The organism is Caballeronia sp. LZ035, assembly GCF_031451175.1.
In the GTDB taxonomy this organism is placed as follows: Bacteria; Pseudomonadota; Gammaproteobacteria; order Burkholderiales; family Burkholderiaceae; genus Caballeronia.
In genome coordinates, this window is record NZ_JARUXS010000005.1 from 36,386 (window position 1) to 58,609 (window position 22,224).

21 protein-coding genes are annotated in these 22,224 nt (G+C 60.7%); 4 read left to right on the forward strand and 17 right to left on the reverse strand.

Going from position 1 to position 22,224, the window contains the following annotated elements; genetic code table 11:
- Positions 1-558: 558 nt before the first annotated feature.
- The 3 genes from QCE88_RS38590 to QCE88_RS38600 all read left to right on the forward strand — a co-directional run bounded on the left by QCE88_RS38590 (position 559) and on the right by QCE88_RS38600 (position 2,621).
- Entirely contained in the window at positions 559-1,158 is a 600-nt protein-coding gene (locus QCE88_RS38590) for a DUF1845 domain-containing protein (RefSeq protein WP_309911125.1), read from the forward strand.
- Between the two features lie 243 nt (positions 1,159-1,401).
- A complete protein-coding gene (locus QCE88_RS38595; protein WP_309911126.1) occupies positions 1,402-2,160 on the forward strand; it encodes a hypothetical protein in 759 nt (252 codons plus the stop codon).
- Between the two features lie 8 nt (positions 2,161-2,168).
- A complete protein-coding gene (locus tag QCE88_RS38600) occupies positions 2,169-2,621 on the forward strand; it encodes a polymer-forming cytoskeletal protein (RefSeq protein ID WP_309911127.1) in 453 nt (150 codons plus the stop codon).
- A gap of 883 nt (positions 2,622-3,504) precedes the next feature.
- On the opposite strand, the gene QCE88_RS38605 is transcribed toward QCE88_RS38600, so the two are convergent.
- The 13 genes from QCE88_RS38605 to QCE88_RS38665 form a co-directional block, all read right to left on the reverse strand.
- Positions 3,505-5,226 carry an ATP-dependent helicase gene (locus QCE88_RS38605; protein WP_309911128.1) on the reverse strand — a complete coding sequence of 574 codons (1,722 nt, stop codon included), beginning with the start codon at positions 5,224-5,226 and terminating at the stop codon, positions 3,505-3,507.
- Between the two features lie 31 nt (positions 5,227-5,257).
- Positions 5,258-6,094: an ATPase gene (locus tag QCE88_RS38610; protein ID WP_309911327.1), complete on the reverse strand. Its 837-nt coding sequence runs from the start codon at positions 6,092-6,094 to the stop codon at positions 5,258-5,260.
- Between the two features lie 359 nt (positions 6,095-6,453).
- Positions 6,454-7,068, reverse strand: a complete 615-nt coding sequence (locus QCE88_RS38615) for a DUF4400 domain-containing protein (RefSeq protein WP_309911129.1) — start codon at positions 7,066-7,068, stop codon at positions 6,454-6,456.
- Positions 7,061-7,315, reverse strand: coding sequence for a hypothetical protein (locus QCE88_RS38620; protein WP_309911131.1), 255 nt, complete (start codon positions 7,313-7,315; stop codon positions 7,061-7,063). Before QCE88_RS38620 ends, QCE88_RS38615 begins: the two co-directional genes overlap by 8 nt.
- Positions 7,272-7,790, reverse strand: a complete 519-nt coding sequence (locus QCE88_RS38625) for a hypothetical protein (RefSeq protein WP_309911132.1) — start codon at positions 7,788-7,790, stop codon at positions 7,272-7,274. The genes QCE88_RS38620 and QCE88_RS38625 overlap by 44 nt, the downstream gene beginning before the upstream one ends.
- Before the next feature lie 11 nt (positions 7,791-7,801).
- Positions 7,802-9,676, reverse strand: a complete 1,875-nt coding sequence (gene traD, locus QCE88_RS38630) for a conjugative transfer system coupling protein TraD (RefSeq protein WP_309911328.1) — start codon at positions 9,674-9,676, stop codon at positions 7,802-7,804.
- Positions 9,670-11,052 (reverse strand): TraI domain-containing protein, encoded by a 1,383-nt coding sequence (locus QCE88_RS38635; RefSeq protein ID WP_309911133.1) that lies wholly within the window; start codon positions 11,050-11,052, stop codon positions 9,670-9,672. Before QCE88_RS38635 ends, traD begins: the two co-directional genes overlap by 7 nt.
- Complete coding sequence (locus tag QCE88_RS38640; RefSeq protein ID WP_309911134.1) at positions 11,052-12,089, reverse strand: type IV secretion system protein; 1,038 nt, start codon at positions 12,087-12,089, stop codon at positions 11,052-11,054. The genes QCE88_RS38635 and QCE88_RS38640 overlap by 1 nt, the downstream gene beginning before the upstream one ends.
- Complete coding sequence (locus QCE88_RS38645; protein ID WP_309911136.1) at positions 12,086-12,853, reverse strand: type VI secretion protein; 768 nt, start codon at positions 12,851-12,853, stop codon at positions 12,086-12,088. The genes QCE88_RS38640 and QCE88_RS38645 overlap by 4 nt, the downstream gene beginning before the upstream one ends.
- A gap of 68 nt (positions 12,854-12,921) precedes the next feature.
- Positions 12,922-15,384 carry a type IV secretion system protein VirB4 gene (locus QCE88_RS38650; RefSeq protein WP_309911137.1) on the reverse strand — a complete coding sequence of 821 codons (2,463 nt, stop codon included), beginning with the start codon at positions 15,382-15,384 and terminating at the stop codon, positions 12,922-12,924.
- Entirely contained in the window at positions 15,378-15,641 is a 264-nt protein-coding gene (locus QCE88_RS38655; RefSeq protein ID WP_061127553.1) for a conjugal transfer protein, read from the reverse strand. The genes QCE88_RS38650 and QCE88_RS38655 overlap by 7 nt, the downstream gene beginning before the upstream one ends.
- Before the next feature lie 46 nt (positions 15,642-15,687).
- Positions 15,688-16,041: a TrbC/VirB2 family protein gene (locus QCE88_RS38660; RefSeq protein ID WP_309911138.1), complete on the reverse strand. Its 354-nt coding sequence runs from the start codon at positions 16,039-16,041 to the stop codon at positions 15,688-15,690.
- A 14-nt stretch (positions 16,042-16,055) separates the two neighbouring features.
- Positions 16,056-17,105, reverse strand: coding sequence for an ATPase, T2SS/T4P/T4SS family (locus tag QCE88_RS38665; protein WP_309911140.1), 1,050 nt, complete (start codon positions 17,103-17,105; stop codon positions 16,056-16,058).
- Positions 17,106-17,391: 286 nt separating this feature from the next.
- Between QCE88_RS38665 and QCE88_RS38670 the strand changes: the two genes are divergently transcribed.
- Positions 17,392-17,859 (forward strand): hypothetical protein, encoded by a 468-nt coding sequence (locus QCE88_RS38670; RefSeq protein ID WP_309911142.1) that lies wholly within the window; start codon positions 17,392-17,394, stop codon positions 17,857-17,859.
- Between the two features lie 61 nt (positions 17,860-17,920).
- Here the strand turns inward: QCE88_RS38670 and QCE88_RS38675 are convergent, their stop codons facing one another.
- The 4 genes from QCE88_RS38675 to QCE88_RS38690 form a co-directional block, all read right to left on the reverse strand.
- Complete coding sequence (locus QCE88_RS38675; RefSeq protein ID WP_309911143.1) at positions 17,921-19,210, reverse strand: DUF2201 family putative metallopeptidase; 1,290 nt, start codon at positions 19,208-19,210, stop codon at positions 17,921-17,923.
- 9 nt (positions 19,211-19,219) lie between these two features.
- Positions 19,220-20,134 carry a hypothetical protein gene (locus tag QCE88_RS38680; protein ID WP_309911329.1) on the reverse strand — a complete coding sequence of 305 codons (915 nt, stop codon included), beginning with the start codon at positions 20,132-20,134 and terminating at the stop codon, positions 19,220-19,222.
- Positions 20,135-20,251: 117 nt separating this feature from the next.
- Positions 20,252-21,277 (reverse strand): ATP-binding protein, encoded by a 1,026-nt coding sequence (locus QCE88_RS38685; protein WP_309911144.1) that lies wholly within the window; start codon positions 21,275-21,277, stop codon positions 20,252-20,254.
- 260 nt (positions 21,278-21,537) lie between these two features.
- Entirely contained in the window at positions 21,538-22,170 is a 633-nt protein-coding gene (locus QCE88_RS38690) for a hypothetical protein (RefSeq protein ID WP_309911145.1), read from the reverse strand.
- Positions 22,171-22,224: the final 54 nt, after the last annotated feature.

Genomic DNA, 22,224 nt, shown 5'->3' on the forward strand with positions numbered 1-22,224 from the left:
GCCACGTCCCTTCCGGGGTCGTGGCGTGCAGGGAGCGCCCGGAGATCCGGGGCGCTCAGTCAGAGAACGTAAAGTCGTTCTCGCGCGGCATGGTCACGCCGCGCAACAGCCCTTTTCGGAATTGCTTCCGCCGCAGGTTTCACGGATCAGCCAAGTTCGATCGTTCTACCCAGATCAGGCTCTGGAGAGAGAACACCCGAAGGGTTCGAACGATGTACCGGCGCAAAGAATGCAGGCCAGGGTACGAGTATCACGGCTGAAATTGGGGAGTGTGTAGCGAACACACTCAGCACAAGGAAGATTTCCACACCGGTAGCGATCCGGTCGGAGCATGCCAACGCGCGAGGCGGGCGCGGCTTGGAGAAAAAAGATGGACTCCGGGCTTGGAGTCGAGGTCGATGCGTCAGCGACGCAGGGAATGGAGTTGAGTATCCGGGTTAAATGCGCTCGTGTGCAGTGAAAAGCTCACGAAATTCGTATAGCTTTCGCCCGCTTGACACTTGTCTAAACAATGAAAATCTTATGTGAGAGAGAACACAGACGAAACCGAAAACGATCATGGCTGGTATCGACATGGAAATGCCCGACAAGGAACCGACACGCGCCACACCCTCGAGCAACGAAAGCGCGGCCGAGAGCGGTCTTCGCCCCCTTTCAAGGCTCACCAGTGATAGCCGTCTCGCCCGAATCCACGCCGAAACGCTCGCGCAGACCGAACTGCCCTACTACTCGAAGTTCGCTCGCGAATTTTTGCGATCAGACTTCAACTTCGCGGCCGCAAAAATGACCGTCGCGCGTGGCGGCAAGCTCATCGCGATCGAGGCGGAATTTCGAGCCGCCGAAGCCTTCTTCAAGAAAGCGTTGGAGTGGGCGAACAAGTTGCCGGGCAGACGGACACCCACCCAGCCCGAATTGGTGACGCTCGAGATCAAGCACGCCATGTCGGGCCGGCTCGTTCGCGTGCTTTCCATGTACGACCAGCTCTTCCTGAAGACGATGGAAGCGCTGATGTTCCGCTCCGTGACGCCGCAAACGCGTCAGGCAGCGTTGGACGCCGCTGAAATCCGTGTCAAGCAAATCCCTTTCTTGTGCATTCCGGATAACAACAGATTCGCGCCTGAAGGCGTGTTGCTTCCCGACCCCGACGAGACGCACTGAACCGGTTTTAATGACCTCATCCGCGCGCGACCTTGATTTCCGGCGGCGCTGTTTAAGCTCGATCCAACACGGCTCGACCAAACCTACACAGGAGGATCCCGCATGGACTTGCGCGAAATTCAAAGACTGCATGCGCAGTTCGCACCTGACTCGATGACCATTGATCTGCCACGGCAAATCGCGGCGCTGCCGGCACCGGCAGTGTTTGAAAGCGACAGCAAATCGTCGACGCTGACATCGCGCATGTCCAAGTCGGTTCCGGTTTTGCGTCGCTGCGCCAAGCCCCTTCTCATCGCGCTGGTCGTCGCGATGGCGGGTGTCGGCGCGGCGAGGATCTGGCATGCCGTCGGCGCGGGCTCGATGCCGCAGAAGAGCAGCATGGACAAGGCCGTACCGGCGAAAAGCGAAAACGCGACCGCCCCTGTCACCGCGAGTGAACCCGCTTTTCGGCCGATCGACGCCTCGCCGGCGCGCCCGGTCGCAGTTGCCCCGATGCTGAGCGCGAGCGATCTCGGCAACGCGCCGACCGTCGGATTGACGGCCGATCAGTTTCGCAACTCGCTCGGCCCGACATCGACCACGAATACCGGCAACGCAGGCGTAGTCAAAGCCACGCCGACCGTGTCCAGCGAGGCGAAGCTCGCCGCCGTGTCGCCGATCCGCCAATCGCATCGCGAACCGGAGGCCGCACGTGCGGTCGCCGCGCCCCAGCCTCAAGTCGTGCAGGCGGAATCGAAGCCGGTCGTGCTGGTCGTGCTGCCCGCGGCGGCGCAAGCACCGGCGAGCACGTCATCCGCGAGTGCTGCCGTGGCGTCCGCAACGGCTCAAGCAGCTGAGCGCGCCACGTCGTCACCCCTAGCGGCCCGGGCGCACACCTATCGGCATCACACGGTACGTCCGCGCGACGAGCAGGCAAGCGACAGCGACACGGCCCCGGCGACGTCCAACAAGAAGCCCGCACCGGCGAGCCGCGCCGGTTCCAACGAAGTGCAAATGTTCTGAGAACTCACATGAAAACCGAACTCAACGTCACGCTTATCGCACCGGGCTGCGCCATCACTGGCGAGATGGTGATCGACCACGGCGTGTCGTGCTTTGGCCTGCTCAACGGCGGCATCATTTCGACACAGGGTCTCTTGCACATCGGCGAGGGCGGACTCGTCAAGGGCAGTGCACAGGGCGAGCACGTGCGCGTCGATGGCCGGGTGGATGGCGATGTACACGCGCGCGGGTCGCTCGAAATCAACGATCAGGTCTCCGGCGACATCTACTACAGCGGCACGATTCGCCTTGGCCCGCGTGCCTCGCTCGACGGCACGCTCAAGCGCGTCGCACGCATGCTCACCATCGAAAGCGAAGCGGTCGACGATCAGAACCCGATCGCAGGCGTCCCGCTGACCGCGCCCAAGGTCGTCGAGCGTGATGCCTCGAACGTGACCGACATCTCGCGAGCCATTGGCTAACTTCTAGGCTAACGTCCGCCGCCGAATCCCAAGTCTCTCGTCTTTATGAATTCTGCAAGTGAAGTTCCTCCGCTGGCCTTCGTCATAGCCGAAAACTGTCTCAAGGTCATCGTATGCATGTTGATCGGCCTACGCGTCTACAGCGCCATGTTCCTGAGCACGGTATGGCTAGACCGACGTCAAGCAAACGTCTCGGCACGCGGCGCTTGCGCGTGTGCATCCGTCAGCGCGTTGTATCTCCTCTTTGTCGGGCACTGGCTGGAGCGGGCAGCGGGTTAATGAATTGGCAAACCGACATAATCGCCTCGATTTAATCAGACGAATTACCGTTATCTCGGTATCTCACCCGAGCGCCTGACCGTGTTAGCCCTTGAGCCGATATTCGATTTTCATACTGTGACGTGGGAAGCTGCCGCGCAGGAAGCTGCTTTCGAAGGCCGGTGCTTTTGCATGCTGGATACCGGGCGGATTTTGAATAGGGCCTCAATGCCTTCGGACACGCCGCATCGGAACCCGCGTCTACATCGCGTGTGCATTTCTCGTCAAAATGGTTTGCGAGGACCAAACTAAGGGTTTATACTTAACTCGTCTCCTCCATGTCTCCACTGATATGGATTTAGCCCGCCTCGCGCGGGCTTTTTGTTTTTGAGGCGTGAAGATTGGTCCTAAGTTTGCGCCAGTCTCAGCGTGGAATTCCCAGGGACACCACGGAGGCTGACCATGAACAAGGACCAGGTCATTCAAAGGGAACGGGATTGTATTCCCTCTGGATTCGTCCAACCTCGACAACGCCCTCTCCGGGGCATGGACCCGAATCGAGACAGACATCGAGCAAGTTAACGGCGTGTTGGAGTGACTGGGCGGCAGGGGTGTGCACGCTCGGCTAAGCGACCTTCGCAACCTCGACTTTCGCCTCGCTGACGAATTTCGACTCGAAATTCTTGCTCGTGCCGGAGATCATCAGCGATTCGCGCGCCCGCGTCATTGCCACATAGAACAGGCGCCGCTCTTCCGGCTCCGTCGATTTCGGGTCCGGCACGACGGTCTCTTCGCTGCGTGCGATCCACACGTGATCCCATTCCAGCCCCTTCGAGCTATGCATCGTCGTGAGGATGAGCGCGCCCGGCGTCGGCTCGTTATTGGTCTGCCTCAGGAAAAGAAGGCGCTCGGCGAATGTGCCGGAAAGCCGAGACAGCACGTCATCGGTGGCTTGAATGGCCCGAATCGCCGCCTCCTTCTTTGCATACTTCATCATCCATTCGGCGACACCCGAAAGCGTCAACGAATGAAACTTGCGCTCGCACAGACTTTGCCACTCAGCGAGCCGCTTCATGAATTCGCGATAATTCGTGGCGACGTCCTCAGGCAGGCCGAGCGACACCAGCTCGGCGCGGCTTTTTTGAGTGAGCTCCGCGCCCATGTCCGCATGCAGCGCACGCAACTGTTGTGCGCTCAGCCCAAGATGCGCCAACACCGCGTCCAGACCCGTATCTTTCACGCGCTCAACGATCTCCAGCAGGTTGCACATCAATGCCCCTTCTGGCCGACTGAGCACGGACGCGCCGGACGCGCGGTAATACTTGATGCCGTGAGAGCGGCACACCGCCTCGAGCGGATCGAGAATGCGATTCGTGCGGGCAAGAATGGCGCAGGACTGGCCCTTCGCGAGCAGCGGACCGAGTACTTCGACGGCAGCAACCGCCTCCTCGTATTCGTCAGGATGACGCGAACTCAGCACGCTCCCGCCCGGACCTTTCTCCGCACGCAGCGTCTTTGCGATCCGATCGACGTTGTTACGGATGACTAGATCCGCCGCCGCCAGAATCTCCGAACGGCACCGATAGTTGCTGCCGAGTACGATCGGCTTCGCGGCAAACGCCTTGATGAACGACTCCATCCCGCGATAGCCGAGCGCTTCCCGAAACGCGTAGATACTCTGATCATCGTCGCCCACGACGGTGACGATCGACCCTGCCTTCGCATGAAGTTCGATCCAGCGGTATTGCAATGGATCCGTGTCCTGAAACTCGTCGACGAGCAGATAGGTGAACGGGTACGGCAGGATCGTGCCGTTTTCCATCCCTTCCACGGCTAGGCGCAACATGTCCTGGAAATCGATCTTGCCGTTGCGCGCGAGCGCGTCTTGATAGGCGTGGTACAGCTCGCCGTCGTCCGTATTGGGATCACACCGGCCGAAGTTCGTCTTGATCTTCTCGATCGTTGGGATGACGTCTTCGGCCTTCCCCTCGCGTCCGAGTTCCTGCATCACGCGAATCAGCAGACCAAGCCGATCGCCGTCGGACGCGATATCGAGGGGCCGCGCGCCGGGACGCCGGAGTTGTTTGTATGCGAGGGAATGGAAGGTGCCCGCGATCAACCGCTTTTTCACGGCGTCGCCGGCGGCCTTCAGAATACGCTCTCGCAGTTCGATCGCGGCATCCTTGGAGAAGGTCACCGCGCCGATCATCGCGGCGCTGTCCTGCAGCAGCAAGGCTGCTTTGGTGGCGATCGTCTTGGTCTTGCCCGCGCCGGGGCAGGCGATCGCCACGCAATGCTGACGCAACTGGGCGACTTCCCGTTGCTGGGGATTGAGTTCGTCCAGCATCCCGCCTCCCTTTCGTGTCCTTTCGTGTTTTTTAGCTGCCGCGTACCGTCGTCATCAGCTTCAGGTGCGTCATGTACCCGCGAATGCCCAGGGGATTGAAGCGCTTGAGGAAATTGACCGCTTCATCATCGACGTCCGATTGGTCGCGGATGCCGTTCCACACCATGAAGTCGAAGTGATCCATTGCCCGGTCGAACTTCATGATCGCGCTCAGCACGCGCATCGAGAAACGCGAGTAAGCCTCGATCTCGATATCCATTGCCGGCATCGGGATCGTCGGCTCGAACACGGATTCCTTGTTCGCACGAAGCTCGGCCTCTTTCTGCTGGCGGAAGCCTTCGGCCACTCGAAGCTGCTCATCGACATAGCCCTCGATACTCGCCAGAAGCTTTTCCAGCGCGCTATTGACGACTTCCTTGTCGCTCTCGCCGAAGGTCGAGCGGCCGAAACGCTGCATGTTGATGCTCATGCGGTTGATGTACGGCCACCACTGCTCGAAAAGCGGCTTGAGCCGCGTATGGTTCAGGCGCACACGTGCAGTGACGACTGCTGCGCCCGACAATTGGCGATCGAGCAGCTGACGGCCGATCTCGCGGCGGCGCTTGATGATCGAGATGCGCTCAGCGGCCGGCAGATCACGAAACAGCTTGCGAGTCTTCGCCACCTCGGCGCGTTTCATATTCGCGTCGTCGGTCGAGATCACACCTTCCTTCTGCAGACGGTCCGCATCCACTTCCATCTGGGTGAGCTCGCGCTCCAACTCGCCGTCGTCGGCCCCGTCCGTCGTGAGCGGCGCTTCAGTCGTGCCGTGTTCCAGCGCGGCCAGCGCGACCTGATTATCCTTTTCGGTTTCGACCACAGTGCTCATCTGCCTCTCCTGTCCAGACCCTTCGGTCCGAGTTCGTCGTTTGGGAATAGGCAAGCGAATCGCGCTGCCCATAGCCTCATTGTCGCGGGGGCGAGCGGCTACAGACGGTCAAAACAGAGGTTATTTGAAGCTGCTTTCGTGGGTGGCGACAGACTAGGGGCAAGTGGTAACTGTCACCTCGTAACAGTTACCCATGCAAGAGCGGCACAACCGATATGGCTAGCAGGACCGCGACCGGAGGGTCCCGATTGATGCGCGCGTAGGAAGGCGAAAAAAAAGAGAGCTACCTGGGTAGCTCTCTCGGCGGGAAGAGACGCAGTTTTTTGCGAGCTTTTCAGCCAACCACTTACGATCCGCTTCTACCGTGACGACTGGAACGACTCGGCCGCCTTCCAGAGCAACGCGCCTAGCAGCGCCGCCACGACGACCCAATAGCCTGCAAGCACCGGCAATGGCACAACGAGCACGCCGAACAGCGTTCCGCTCACGAGCAGCAGGCCGTGTCCGGCAAGGTGGAACGACAGAGGACTCACAAAGCCAGCAGCCGACGCCTTGATCTTGCGACGAGCCGTGCCATCGATGAACATGCCGAGCGCGAACAGCAACGTGCCCACGATCCACATTTTCATCACCATCGCGCGGTACAGCATCCGGTACACCAGCAGCCAGAAGTTTTCAGTCCAGGTATGGGCGAAGGTAGAAAATCCTCCGTCGTTCATGCCGCCGACGTTACCCGACGCGTTCAGCGTGCGATGCAGCAGGCCGGTGTCGACAAACGCATGGCGAAATGTCTCGTTGGCATGGCGCACTGCGTCGTTCGCGCGCTCCTGGCCCACCGAAGAGATTAATGAACTCGTTTCGGCTTCCGGCACCTCGAACAGGCTTCGCTCAGGAATCGCGGGCATCACGGCGATCGAGAGCACCGGCACCAGCAAGAACCACACTTTCAGGTGTGACCCGAAGCGGCTAGCCATGCAGCACCTTCACCAGCATGAGCACCGGAATCGCGACGATCGCAACAAGGCCGCCCCAAAAGAGCGCTGGCTTGGTCTGCGCGATGGTCGCGAACGCATAGCACCGTGCGCCCGCGCCGTATGTGAATTCCTCGGGAACCGGCGCTCTGACCTCGCCGTCGAATGCGCCGGCGACGTCGCTTGCGCGTTGCGCCGTATGGGAATCAGCTCCCGACAGCTTCGCTATGATCGTAACGGTGAGCGACATCGTATTCCTCAAAGTAGCGGCGGAAGGCCTCGCCCTGCAACACACGGGAAGCCAACTGGAAAGCGGCGGTGCGCTCGGTAATGTGCTCCGGGCAGCGTTCGTCGACCATTTCGAATTCGTGATTAGCGTGACGCTCCTCGAAAGCAGGAATCGCATCGATCATGGGGCACCAGACCGCGACCTTCTCGCCGCGCCGCGCGACGTACCGGCGTGCATAGAGCAGCTCGGCCGGCTCGAACAGCCCTTGCATGAACGCGACGTGGGGGTTGCCCGCGCGCCTTGCGCGCCTGAAGCCATCGAGCGCCGATTCGATCATCTCCGCGGCCAGTGGCCGCTTGTCCCCCATAAACCGCTCGCCGATGAAGTCGGCCACACGCGAACAGGCAAGCTCGAGTTCCGGTGCGACGTTGAAAACCGGAATCAACCTGTGCGACAGCTTGTGATCGCGAATGATGTTTTTATATGCAGCGGACATAGTCTTGAGTTTTAGCCTTCGATGATGGGAATTCGACCCTGATATACGGCGCCGCCCGAGATACGCATGAAGTACTGCAAATTCGGCAAGCTGTGAAGAAGCTTCACTGGAATGAGCGGCACCTTCTCCAACTGCAACGAGCGCGTCTGCCCGGCGCCAAACTCCAGCGCGTGAGACTCTGTGGTGGTGTTGACGCCGTTCGAGATGTTGACCACCCTGATCGCCGTCTCGCCCACCTTGTCCGAGAACCACTTGGCGGTGTCGCTATCTTCCAATCGTAGAATGACTTGGTTATTCAGATTGCCCAAAACCTGCAGCATTTTCGCTGCGTTTCCAAGTTTCGCTTCGAGGTCGGCACGCGCCTGGAAGGCGACGAACGCTTTGAACCCTGCCCCGCGCCCCTTGTTGAGGATCTGAATCACCTGTTCGTTGATCGCTTCAGCAATTTCATCAATGATCAGAACGACATCGGGCTTTACCGCGTAGAAGTTGTAGATCGCGCCACACACGGCCGCGACGTCGGAGAGCGCCATCGAGGCGATCGCCTTCTGCACGATATTGTTCGACAGCGAATCCAGCCCCATGTAAAGAACGGCCTTCTGCTTGATGATCTTGTCGATGTCCCAGATCTCGCGTTCGTCGTCGAAATCATCGGCCTTCGGCGCGAGCATTAGACCGGTTTCACCGGTGGCCAGCATCTGCAGCAGCGGCAAGGCGGACGCGATGATGCGCATGTAATGCTCGCGGTCGTGGGTATGGGTGGCAATCAGGCCGTCGAGCGTTTCGTGGCCCTTGTCGTGTGCGGCGAACTTGTCCAAATAGAGCTTGGCCATTCCATCCGTCAGCGACACGTCGTTCCGGCTGCGAGCCTCCTTGACCGTAGCGGCGATGGTCAACTCTTCCCACTTCGTCAGGCCGTTCTCAACGAAGAAACGGCGCAGGCAGCGCTCCAGCAGGTTGCCAATGCCCGACTGCGCGTATTTCAGGATCGAACGCAGGTTCGGCTTGTCGCCGACGTACAGTTCGCCTTTGACCGCCCGGTCGATGAACAGAAACGCGAAGTCCCGGAACGGCCCTTCCTCCATCAACTGAGCGATCCGCGAGGGGATTTCCGACGGCTGCGACCAGTTCTCGAGCGGGTTGAGGCGGATCGACTCGTTGGGCTTCGCCTGATTGAAGTACAGGAACTTCCGGCCGGCGCGAGCGCATTCCTTTTCAACACGCCGCTTCCACTCGTCGTCGTTCTTCGGGTCGACGATAATGAGCACGTCGTTCGGGTTGTGAATGACTTGGGTCGAGATGACTTCATAGGTCCGCGTCTTGCCCGCGCCTGTGGTGCCGCCCACCAACGTGTGGCCGCCCATCGCCTTGTAGTGGAACGGCACCCGTACCTTTCTCGGCTCCATGCCGTGGATCCACGATGAGCCTTGCGGCATGCGATCGCGAACGCTGTCCCGCGGTCCGAACAGACTCTCGATACGCGTCTCGACGCCCCGGCCGATCTCCGTTTTCGACAGCCATTTCGGCAACGACGGGATATCGGTCACTGGCATGCGGAGGATCTCGTGTGCAATCTGCGTGTGCTTCTGCGTCCATTCGAAGCCGGTGCCGAGATACATGGAGTCCGCTTGCTGCTTCATCAGCTTCTGCGTCGCGAGCAGATTGTCGATATGGATCTTACTGAGCCACTTGGTGGAGATAGCCATGCGAAAGCTCAGCGCTTTCCACACCTGAAAGCCACGAACCACCAGGAGCAGCGCCCCCACGATCGCGAAAGCCCAGCCATAGGGCATGCCGGATGTGACGATGCCCACCATCAACACCGGCCAGAGGAGAAACGGCCGGAACTCGTAGATCGGACGGAAGTGATTGACGTATTTCATGATGTCGGCCGCTCCGAAATGAGTCTTCCCGCGCGTTCGACGATGCAAATGTCATTGCGGTGCGCACGCAGAAGCAGACTGCGCTTCCTGAGTTGCTCGACTAACGTATCGCTGGTCATGCCGTACGCACCAACCAGGCGCTTTTGCACCGCCAGTCCCTTCTCTTCCCACGCCACCTTCGCTTTTCCGGAGGCCACGTCGCCGGCCAGCGCTTTGAAAAACTCCTTCAACATCGCGGAGCCCGGGCCCAACACCTCGTTGAACGCCTCATCTGTTGGACCGGTCTTCGCCGACGTGGCGCGCGCGGGTGCACCTGCTGTTGCAGGATCGACGGGCGCGGAACGCGACGGCGCAGCACTGGCCGACGCGGGAGCTCCCACCGGGGCTTGAGGAGCGGGCTCAGTCGAGGCCGCTGCAACGGCCTGTGCGTCGCTGCGCTCCAACGCATCGAGCAACGACTGAGAAAACTGCGGCCCACCCGAAGACGCAGCAGCGGGGGCGGGCGAAGATGCATGGGGGGTTGCAGAAGCCGGCTCGGTCGGCGCGGCTTGAGCGGGCGACGCTGTCGCCGGCGCAGCAGAGGGCTGAGCTCCAGCGGCCGCGCTTTGCGGCGCGGTCGCGACGATCTGCGGCTCCAGTTCCAGTGCGACATGAACGGCGGACGGCACATCGAACTTCACAGGCGCAAACACCGCGCGCTGCGCTTTTTGCTCAAAATTCACCGAGACATCCATGGCCTGCCGCACGACCTTATGGACGAGCGCCTCGAATCCCTGCGGGCTGCGTTCGGGGTTGATCGCGTTGAACAGGTCGGAATGCACCGCGGTATCGAGCCCTTCGAGGAGTTCGGGCGTGATGACGGTTTGCGCGAACATCGCCGTGCGCATCCGTTCGTTTTTCAGGGGCGCCACGCGCCGCTCGACGGCGTACTGCGCAGCACCAATCCAAGCACCGAACGCCCCGTGCGCGGCCGGATTCCATTTCGAGCGGTCGGATTGGCGAATGAACTCAAAGTGCCGGAACGGCTCGTCGAGCAGCGAACACGCTGCGGCTAGGAACACAGCGTAGTTGTATTGCGGCTCAAGCTTCCGGCGCTTGTCCGAAGTCAGGTCTGCCGCGAATTTTTGGCCGCCGGCCAGACGCATCGCATAGAACGTCGATTCAATGGTCGCTCGAAACGCACCGCCCGGCTCGCAATGCAACTCCGGCGTGAGCGGCATCGAGGAGAACCAGTTCGCACATCGGCGAAGCACCGACACCCACTTCCTGCCAAATTCCGACTCAGTACTCTCGTTGGCACATTGCCGTACCAGCTCGATGCGTTTCTGGTGCGTCGTGAAGAGCGCTTCTACGGCAATCGGTTCGTGCAGCACGCCCATTACAGCGCTCCCTTGAGGAGTCGGAGCGCTCCGGTGCCTGTCGCAGTCGCACCGCCGCCGAAGATCGTCGCCAGTTTAGGAATCTCGAACGACAACAGAAGGATAAAAATCGAGAGATCGAAAACATAGGCGCCGTTCACCGTCGTATTCCCACCAACGTTCGTCGCGGCCATCACCGCGTTCGTGATCGAGTTGCCGACTAGCTTGATCAGTATCGCCACGGTGACGACGTACATGCCGGCACTGATCATCCAGTCCAGCCATTTCATAAAATAGTTTCGCGTGTAAGACGAGAATCCGAGCGCGAGCGCAATCGGTCCGAGCACGATGCCGATTGCGGCCTGGATTTGACCCACCGCCGCGAAGTACACAAACACGATCGACGCCACGCACATGAAGAACGCGGCCAGCAAGAGAACGACGATGTCAGCCAGCGAGCCGCCAAGATCCAGCAAACCAGCCAGACTAAACTTGGCTTTCACTGCTTCAAAGATGGTACCGGCCAGCTTCGCCATCGCCGCACCCGTGGTGCCGTTGTCACCCCCGCTGATATTGGCGGCCAGTTGCTCGAACCAGGTCCAGAAGCCCGAAGCCGTGGTCGTATAGCCGAGATAAAGGGCGACAAAGATGCCTAGGATCGCGACTTCTTCGAACAGATTGACCCAGGCCGACACTGGATGATGCGTTCCCGCGAAACGCACCCCGACGAGGACGAGCGAGATAATTCCCAAACCCCACGCGAACTTGTTCGCCTCGGTCATGACCCCCGCGCTTGTCGCGATTGCGGTCGGCATGAGCTCGCCCAGCAATGCGTGAATCTGCGCCGCGGCCCGCGTCGCACCACTCGCGAATTCCCCAGGTTTGCTTTGCAGCGCCGTCGCGGCCGCCGTTCCTGCTGCGGCCGCGGCCGCGTCCGAACCCGTCGTCGGGTTTGCCGCTTGAGCGAACGCGACGGTGGACGAGCCGACGGCGCCCCAAGAGATCACGAGCATCAGGCAAAAGGCGCGAAGGATCGTCATGACGAGACCGTTCATCATTGCCCCAAGGTCCTCGACGAGCCGATTTGCGCATCGAATGCCGCCCGTTCACGATCCTGCTGCGCCTTCAAGGCAGCTTTCGCGTTGTTATTGGCCTCCTGCTGAACAACCGTGGCCGAGTCCTTGACAGCGTCACTGCGTTGCTTGGCCGCCATCATCGAGATGAGATCCCCGTTCTGGCTTGAGATGATGTCCAGCATGTGTGTGGTCAATTGCGCGGTCGCCTCCATCGTCGGCGACATATTCAGCTTGTCCTGAATTTCCTGTCGGCGCTTGGCGAGCGCGCCGACGTGCGAAATGACGTCGTTGCCCTGCTGGAAAAGCTGCTTGGCCGTCTTGTCGTTGTTCTGCAGCAGCGTGTTTTGATCAGTGAACCATTGCTCGGGCGTCTTGCCTGATTGCGTGATGAGCGCCTGAACCTTGCTCGCGTACTCCGCGTTGCTCTGCAGGCCGCCATACAAGTCGTTCAGCGCGCCGGTGTATTTCGACAGATCCGTGATGTCGCTGGTGATGCTTTTGAACTGAGCCATCATCGCGGCGGGATCGAGATTGGTCGCCTGCTTAAGCTGGTTCAGCATCATCTGGTACTGGTAAATCAGGTTGCTATCCTGATAAGCCTCACCTTTGACGGCCGCCGCTGCGGTCATCGTGTTCTGAATGAAGTTGGACGCATCGAACACGGGCATGTTCGCGTGGGCGTGTTGCACGAATCCGATCGTCAGGACGCCGGTCGCGACGATGCAGTGAAGAAGTGTTTTGATCATGGCCATTAGGTCCGTTGAGTTTTCGATTGAACGTCCGATTGAGCCTTCCAGCGAGCGCTGAATTGGCGTTAAGCGTTGGCGAGCACGTCGCGCACGTAGTCCTGTTGCCACTGGGCGCTGCCGGATTTCACGTGCTTGTCGAGCAAAGCCTGAGCGCGCCCGTCCGAGCGCAGGTACGCAAGCGCTTCCTTCGGAAACTGGGCCTGCAGCATGCGTGTCTGCGTGGCCGTCACCCACAGATAGTCGCGATTGGGCACCGCATCCGAAATCATCCGGATTTGATGCGCAGTCAGGCCGAAGATGTCCCGATAGAGCGACTGGTTGTTGATCGCGTCGCTGTTGGGCAGGTAGATGATGTTCGGGATGTTCTCTTTGAGGATCTCGAAATTCGGCACGCGAGCCACCTGGCCAAGCGACTGCGTGGCCATCAACAGTGTCGCGTTGAGCTTTCGGATCGTCACCGCCCAGATTTCGAGGCGCGCGTAGAACTTCGGGTAGGTGAAGAAGAAGCCTGCCTCTTCGATCTCAATTACCGTGTACCGCTTGCCGTCGAGGATTTGCGCGATCCGGTAGAACGCGTAGTCCATGAACAACGCGGCAGCCACCGGGACGTTTTGAAACAGATCGCCCATCTCGATCGAAAGATCGTCGGAGATCGCGAAGCCGTCCTCCGCGTGGTCGAAGAACTTGCCGTTTTTGTTGCCCTCGGTCCACACCTGCAACTGTTCGCGCAAGTCCGCAGGCAGCAGCGTGATCAAACTCGACAGTCGCCACTTCTCAGCCGGGAAGCCGAGCGCCAGCGTCTTGATCCGGTCGTAGATTTCCGTCTGCTGCTGCGGCGTGCAGGTGTAGTCCTCGCCCTCGATGACAAGCTGCACCCAATCCGCGACGTACGACCAGTGCTTCTCGTCGCCGATCAAGGAAAGCGGATTGACTGAGGTCGCGGCTTCAAACCTGCCGGTTGCGTCGATGAATCGGCCTCCGCCGAGCAATGTCGGGATGCGGGTCGAGCGGTCCTTGTCGAAGCGGATGCGGCGCGCGCCGTGGCGGCCCGTCTGCGTCATGAGGTAGTTCAGAAACACCGACTTACCCGCGCCGATCGGACCCACAACGAGTGTGTGCGCCTTGCCGCCCGGGTGGTGCAGGTCGAAATACTGCAGCGTGCGGTGGCGGGTCGGCAGACAGGTCAGCGGACCGGTTTTTGTGCCGGACTGCTGCGAAAGCCATTCGTTAACCTTGGAGCCCTCACCGACGCTGCACAGTGGTGCGATGTCAGATACAGCCGGCGTCTCGACGAACTGAAGGCGCTTCTGCTGGTCCCAGCGGCCCGGCAGCGTCGCGCTCCACGACGCGAAAAGGTTCGTCTTCTCAAGAATCACGCCGAAGCCCGCGTTCCCAATGACGCCGACCACTTGGCGCGTCGCGTCCTCGCATTCCTCGGGCGTGTTCCCATAGACGACCACCGAGATATTCGCGAAGCCGTACTGCTGGCCTTCGGCGTCGAGCTTTGCGAGCGCATCGCCCGCTTCCTTCGCGAGGATCTCGCGCCCTTCGTCGTTTTTCTGCTCTTCCTTCGTTGCCCACTGCTTGAGGATCGCGACGGGATTAAAGGCCGCGACTTTGTAAAACCCGCGAATTTTCTTGATATAGGCGCTCGCCCGCGACGTATCGAGGAATCGGAACATCACGCAGACGTCCAGTTCCGCGTCGACCTGCGAAAGGACGTCGAGCGCCGCTTCCTGAAAGCCCATCCATTCCTTGATGCCGATGATTCGCGCGTACACCTTGCCGTGCGCCGATTCGAACATCAGTTCGGTGGCGCCGATCGTGACTTCGGTCTCGGTCAAATGCGTGTCCAGCATCGTGACCGGATAGCGCACGCGGCGTTTCGGCGTCGACGGATTCGCGCGCTGGTGCAGGAACGACAGGACGTTCTGAAGCTGCAGCCGCTTCATTTTTAGGCGCGTGACGCCACCGACGAAGCCGTCGATCACGGACTCAAACCGCTTAATCTCGTTCTGGATCTTCGTCAGGTCAAAGGCGAAGGCACTGCGCGCGAGAATCGTGTCTTTCGCCGCTTCGAACATCGCGACGGCCAGATTCTTGCCGCCGACCGTCATGTGATAGCTGATCTTGTCGAAGATCCGCGAAATGCCTGTCTCGAGCGTGAAAGCGAGCGCCAGCGAATGCGAGTTCTTGAAGTACTTGCCGCTGCCGATAATCGCTTGATTGATCGCGTCGACCCGCGCGTCGGCTTCGGACGCGAAGTTGCCCTCGATGCCGCCGCGCACCCGCCGATGCGACATGCGCCACCACGCAGTTACACGGTGGTCGAAGTTCCGGCACGCATGATCGAGGTTGTCGCGCGCGGCCGTGATATCGCCCGGATTCGGCGAGTCGACGTCGACGCCGTCGAATTCGAACACGGTCAGCAGCGACCCGTCCTTATTGAGTACCAGTTCGGGCGTAACCAACGTCGCCCACGGCGCGATTTCCTGCACCCCGCGCTTCGTGAACATCATCTTCAGCATGGTAGATCCTGATCGAAACCGTACGGGCGCTTGAAACGCGCGCTGAATTTCTCGCTCGGCCCCGGCTCATAGACGTCCGGATAGCGGTTATAGACAAGCATCACGATTCGCCACCAAGGGTCGGTCGAGCTTTTCCATCGCAGGAAGACATGCATGATTACCCCAACGACGAGGAACGCCGGGCTCCAGCTCGTGTAGCAGAGCAGCGCTGTCAACGTGCCGTTGAAGATCGCCAGTCCACGATCCGCCCCGCCCATCTGTCGCGGCAGCGACAGCCCTCGACTCACCTTGTGTTGGCGCATATCAGCAGGCAACAGACATATGGAAGTGATCGCGCATGATCGGCACGGCCACCGAGGCGATGCCAAGGCCCACCAGCACCACCGAGAATGTCTTGGCGATGTTGCTTTCCGAGTTGGCCACCGCGACGCCGCCGATGGTGATCAGCACAATGCCGATCCCATACAAGTAAGGGCCGCTGATGAGGTTGCTGATCGTACAGATGATGTCGGTCAGCCCCGTGAGCGACGAATAGTCGCCGGCCGCCATCGCCGCCATCGACACGACACTCAGCAGCGCGCCGACGAGCATCGGTTTGCCCGGACGCAGGCGGCGGGCGACCGTTACCGCGTGGGTCAAAACATTCTTTCCCTTCATTTTTGCTGCTCCCGTTAAAAAACGCGTTGTAGGTCGTAATCGTTATCTTTGAAGCCCCGGATTTCGAGAATCTCGGAGACGTGCCGCATTTCGCCGGTGCGCTTGAAATGCACAACATAGTTGAAGCAATCGGCGATGTTCTTGCGCATGTCCTCCAACTCCCAGCGCGAGCCGTTGGGGATGCCGAGCATGGCAAGGGATTCGAGGCGGCTGAGCGCGGTGCGCCCGTTGTTGGCGTGGATCGAGGCCAGTCCGCCGTCGTGGCCAGTGTTGAGCGCCTGCAGAAGGTCGTACGCTTCACCGCCCCGTACTTCGCCGACGATGATCCGGTCGGGACGGAAGCGCAGGCAGAGCGCGACGAGCAATTGCGTTGTCACGTTCGTGTCTGCGTTGGAGAGCAGCCGCACGCGGTTTGGGACGTGCAGCTTCAGTTCCATCGTGTCCTCGATTGAGATGACACGCTGGTCCGCAGGAATCTGTTCGATGAGCGCGTTGAGAAAAGTCGTTTTGCCGGCTGACGTGCCGCCCGCGACCAGGACGTTTTTGCGCGACTGCACGAGCGCGACGAGCGCGCGCATCAGCGCCTCGTTCTCGATGCCATCCTCAAAGTGGATCGCTTCGGCAAATTCCGGTCGGGCATTGGCCGCGGCGAATGCGCCCATGGTCACGTAATCGGTGAGCGCGAGCTTGGATTCACGGTGCTTCCGGATGCTCAACGCGTGCCCGTCAATCGATGTCGGACTCATGACGGCCGCAATACGGAGATTCTGGTGACCCGCGTTGATGATCCCTTTGTCGCTCCCCGCCTTCGCCGATTTCTCGACCGACGAGGCAAGCGAATAGATCGCGCCTTCCAGATGCTCAGGCCGCAGATCGATGTTCTCGCGCGTCATCACACCACGCCGCTCGACCCACACGTTGCGGTAATCGTTGATCATGATTTCCGCGAGGTCGGGCGCGTCGAGCAACTCGCGCAGCGGCGCAAGCGCCCGGAAGAACATGCGCACCGCTTCCGCTTCGAGCGGGCGCAACTTCAACAGATGGTTGTCGGCGGTGTCTGACATGCGATGCTCTGTGGGCGATCTAACATGTCGAGTATTGTTCGCGTTGCGACTCCCCCGCGGGTGCTAAAAGAGGCGTCAAATTGTGCAGCTTTTGATGAGCGACGCCGATGCACTGGTCTACGAGACTGCGCGAAAGACGCTTGCTTGGCTACTGAGAGAAACCAGAGCTACCTGGGTAGCTCTGTCACCGGACAAAGACGCATAAAAACGTATAGCTTTCGCCGGAACACTTCGTCCGACCCGCGTTATGGGTTTGCTATATTGAGTTCTCATACGCTGGATTCCCATGACCCGTAGCGTCCCCTTTAAACGATCGGCTCAGGCCGTGCGCGCACGACTGACCAAATCACGGCTGCTGCCGATTCCTCGTGGAGTCGGGGATCAACTCGCCCTGCAGGCGCACCTCTCGTTGGCGGGTCTCCGCTCCGGCGTAGAAGACGTTCGCCTAGCGCACTCTGTGACGGAAGTGATCTTGCTCACGAAATTTCTGGCAGAAGCCGGTCACGGCGATGTCTCCCATGAGATGCTGCTCGCGGCGAACCGCGCGATGGCCGAGATCCACGATGGCGCGACGAAGACGGGCAAGTATGCCGCCCCTACGGAAGCTGCATTTTCACTGCTGTCCGCGATCGTCTCCACATACGACCACCAACTGCAGACGGCGCCGCTGGGTGCCCTAACTGACGCAAACGATCGCCTGCAGCGGTTCAAAGCCGGCGAGCCATATCACTTGTTGCAAAAGCGGGGCGCATGAACGAAAAAGGCCCGGCATTGCCGGGCTTCGTTCTTCAGCAAATGGCCGGGCAGGCCCGGAACTAACAAATCACCTCCACTGTTTCGCCGAACGGCGCCTTGCGAGCGCGCGCGAGCGGTGTGGTCGATGCCCACAGCACCGGGTAATGCGGTGCGACGGCCGGAAACCGCCCATCCATATCCGTCAGATAGACGAGAAACGCCGGATTCATGCCGTCTTGCACGACGCGATTGAACGGCTCGACGAACGCCGTTCCGCCACCACCGCGCACCGGCTTGATCTCCGGTGAGTCGCAGCGCTCGAAGACCTGCACCTGCGTCACGCGCGTATCGCAATCCATCACGATGAGCCGCGCCGGCTTCAACGAGTGGAAAACCGAGAGGATTTCCGCATCGAACTGCGCCTGCGTCTCGTCGAATACCGAGCCGCTGGAATCGCGCACGAAGACCGCGTCGCCGATCGCTGGCGTGTGCAACGCCGGCAGATAGAACCCGAGATGCAGATACCGGCGGTTCGGCGTGGCGAAGCTGTAGTCGGACGGCGAGCTCTGCTGCGCAAAGCGATGCAGCACCGCACGCCAGTCGACGACCGGCCGCACCGCCTCACCGGCCATCGCCTGCAGATCCCCGGGCAGCTTGCCGCGCATCGCGGCCGCTTTCGCGGCTTGCGTGGCGGCGACCTTCCACTCCGCTTCCTTCACCGGCTGGTCCGGACCCTTGTACGGCCGAACTTCGCCAAAGGACCCCGGATTCGAGGGCTGCTGATCCGGGCGAGGTTGCTGACCCGGCTGCTGACCGGGTTGCGGAGCCTGTGGTCCGCTCTGCTTCCCGTTTGACTGCGACGGTTGATTGTGCGGACTCGGCTGCTGGCCTTGCGGATCCGGCTGCGGCTGTTGCTGCTGCTTCTGCTTGGCCTCCTGCGTCAACAATCCGTAAATTTCCTCTGCCGACTTGCCCGTGTAGCGCGCGTCGACCAACAACCCTTTGGGCAGAACCATGCCAGAAGACTGCACGATCGGATTGATCGCGTAGTCACAGGCATCGTTCCACCGACCCGGATCGCGCGCCCCCTGACGCCAGCAATGGCCGTTGGCCACGTGCAGCACCTCATGCGCGATGACGCCACGCAGTTCGAGGTCACTTAGCGACTCGAGATACGCTGGGTTGTAACCCAATGTCTCGCCATCCACCCAGAACGTCTTGGCTGACGGATCCTCGCGAACCGCCAGCCGCAGCGCGAGCGCCCCGAAGAACGGTTGCGACAGGACAAGCTCGGTTCGCTGCCGGGCAATGCGCGGATGAACCGCGCAATTGCCTGACATGGCCCCCAACACGATCGTATTGCGGTCCATGACGCCCCCTTACGCGACGAGGCGCAGTTGGTGCGAACGGTCCGACTCGACTTCCATCGGCTCCGGCTGCATCCCCATGAACGCGGCCATCAACCCCTCGATCTCCTGTGCCTTACTGGCTACCTGAGAGCGAAGCACGCGCGAATCCTTCAACTCCGCGCCCGTGTGAATGGCCAAATGCGTCTTGGCCTGCTCGAGGATGTGCGTCAGTTGCGGATCATTCGAGAAGTTGAGCTTCGGCAGCAACGCGCAAAGCTCTCGCACGTTGTTCGCGACGTCGAGACGGACGTTGCCCGTCGCATACAGGCGGTTGGCCATCTGCGACACGGCTTCGTACAGGCGGCACACCAGATCGTCGTTCGCGGTCGCGATCGACGCCAGAACGTGTTGATCGAGTTCGCTTTTGAGCGTCGTCAGCACGTTCGCCGGCAACTCGACACCGAACTGACTGGCGTCGGGGAACGGCAGCACGGCCATCTTGACGCCGAACTTGGTGGACAGCTCAGCGAGGGTCGGATAATCCGCCTCGTTGAACAGACCATTCAACTCCTCGCGCGCAGCTTCCTTCAGGTCCAGGTAGTCGGTCAAGAACACAGAAACTGCGAGGTCGAACTCGTCTTTCAACGAGCGCATCTTCTCGGCGAAGTCCATGTAGACCATCGTCGGCAGCAGGCGCACGCCCAACTGGTCGTACTTCAGGGTGTGGTCATAGAAATACGAGCGGATGCGTCCAGCCAGCGTCACGACTTCGGCGAAGCTTGGCGCATGCTCGGGTAACAGGCGTTTGTTGAATCTGCCAATGCCCTTCGCGTGATGCTTGCTCTCGACCTCCTGCGTCACCTTGCCGTCGAAACGGCGGGCAACCCAGGTGGAGATCGTGACCGAGCACAGCATGACCTTCGGTTGGATGGAAGTGATGTCCATGAGAAAACTCCGTATAGAAAAGGGAATGGTTAAAGTCAAGAAAAAGGCCATGCGCGTCCGAAGACACGACAGGGCCGAGAGGTGAAGCTGAGATAGAGAGTGAAGCTGAGGAGCGTATTACTCGCCGCGAATGATCTTGCCGATCTCGCCGCCTTGCGCCGCGATGAACGCGTACGAGTTCTGGATCTGCGGGGAGCGCTCGACTGAATCGAGCATTAGCAGCGCCACAAACTCGCGATGCCCTTCGGCTGCCAGTCGCTCGGCGTAGCGCACCACGCGATCGAAGTTCGCCTCGGTCGCGCGCGCCGCGAGTGCGGTTGCGGTCGCATACAGTGCCGCCGGCATCGTCGGGATCATGGCCGTATCGGGCGCGAGCAGAATCGCGTCCGGTTGCGGCAGTTCGCGGAAGATTTGGAGAAAACCGACGAGTTCAGTCGCCGCGCCCTCGCCCACCGATCCGGCGTAGGAGATCAGCTCGAGGTGCTTGGGGACTACATCCATGGTTTTCGCCACGAACCCCCAGCTACGCGGACTCGGCGTGTTCTCGATATCGCGCGACGTTTTCTGCACGGACAGCAAGTCCGGACGGAAACGTAGGAACGCGATGAGCGCGGGCGGTATGTTTTCGCGCACAGCCCACTGCGTCCAGCCTTCGATTGACGGCTCCAGTTCGACCACCGTGGCGAAACGGGAGATCACCGGATCGAGGATGCCCGACACACCGGCGTTGTCCGTCCGGCGGTTGGTGGCCGCGAGGAAGGTCACCTGCGGCGGGAGCACGTGCTCGCCGACACGCCTCGCGAGCAGCAGTTGCATCTTCGCGGCTTGCACGGCGGGCGAGGCCTGCCCGAGGTCATCCAGGAACCAGATGAGCGGGCGCCTGGCGGTCATCGCGCGTTCCAGATCCCCGAAGGGCAGGAATTTCGCGGCTGCGCCGTCGGCCGAGGGAAACGGCAACCCTTTCGAGTCGGTCGGGTCTTCGACGACCGGATGGCTGATGAGCAGTTCGTGATCAGTCGCTTGCGCGGTCTGTTCGACGATGTCGCTCTTGCCGATACCGGGGCGGCCGGTGATGAGCACCGGCAGGCGTTTCGGCACGTACAGCGAGAGGAGTTCAGTGAGTTGAGCGGGCGTGACTTTCATGATGGCTTCCAGAGAAGCCCCATAATGACTACGCCCGTAGGGACGTGGTCCCTTTGGGGCAAGGCAATAAGAAAAACGCCGGCATGGTGCCGACGGGATCGATGCGTCTGCGACGCGGGTGATGAATGCAGTGTAGGCATCCGTCGGCGACGTCAACGCTGGAATGATCGCTTTTTTGGGGTGCCTTATCGGCGCGCCCGAGTGCCTAAGGCCGAAAAAAACCCGGCGCGAAACCGGGTTGGGTAAAAGAAAGCGGGTGGTCAGTGTGCGCGTTGCTCCAGCGAGGCGCGCGCATAGCCGAGCGTGCCGTCAGTCGCACGAAGCGACACCTGCAGCTGACGCACAGGATCGGCGAGTGCGTAACGCACGCTTGTGCCCTGCCGGACGCTGACGATCTCCGAAAAGCCTTCGGCGATCGTGCGATCGACCCAATCGGCTGCGGTCAAGACAGCACCGTCCTCTGTACGAACACGCGGCATCAGCGCCATCTCGCGAGCACGCGCAACTTCACGTGCAACGCGCCGCGCCTCACGCTGCGACACGGACAGAGCCTCCCACTCGGCCTGCTGCGCCGGGTCCATGCCAGCCAACTCGAAGATCGCCCGGCGCCGCGCCGCGGCGCGAACGCCGATGAGCTTGATGCCGAACACTTCCCGCACAGCCAGCTTCGTCCCGCGGTTCGCGTCGTCAGGTCGATCGAGCACGCTCAGCAGATAGGACATGTCGGCTTCCTGGATCGCTTCCGCGAGATCGTTGCCGAACGTGTGCGTGGCCCTGCCGTGATCGAGAATGGCCAATTGCTTGCCCAGTTTGCGATCGCCCTTGCTCTTCGTGCCCGCTGCCCGCGCCTGGTCGAGCTCGCTCAGCCGTTTGTCACGCGTTTGATCAGCCAACGTCCGCCTGAGCACTTCCGCGAACTTGCACGACGGCTGTCCGACGTCGACCGG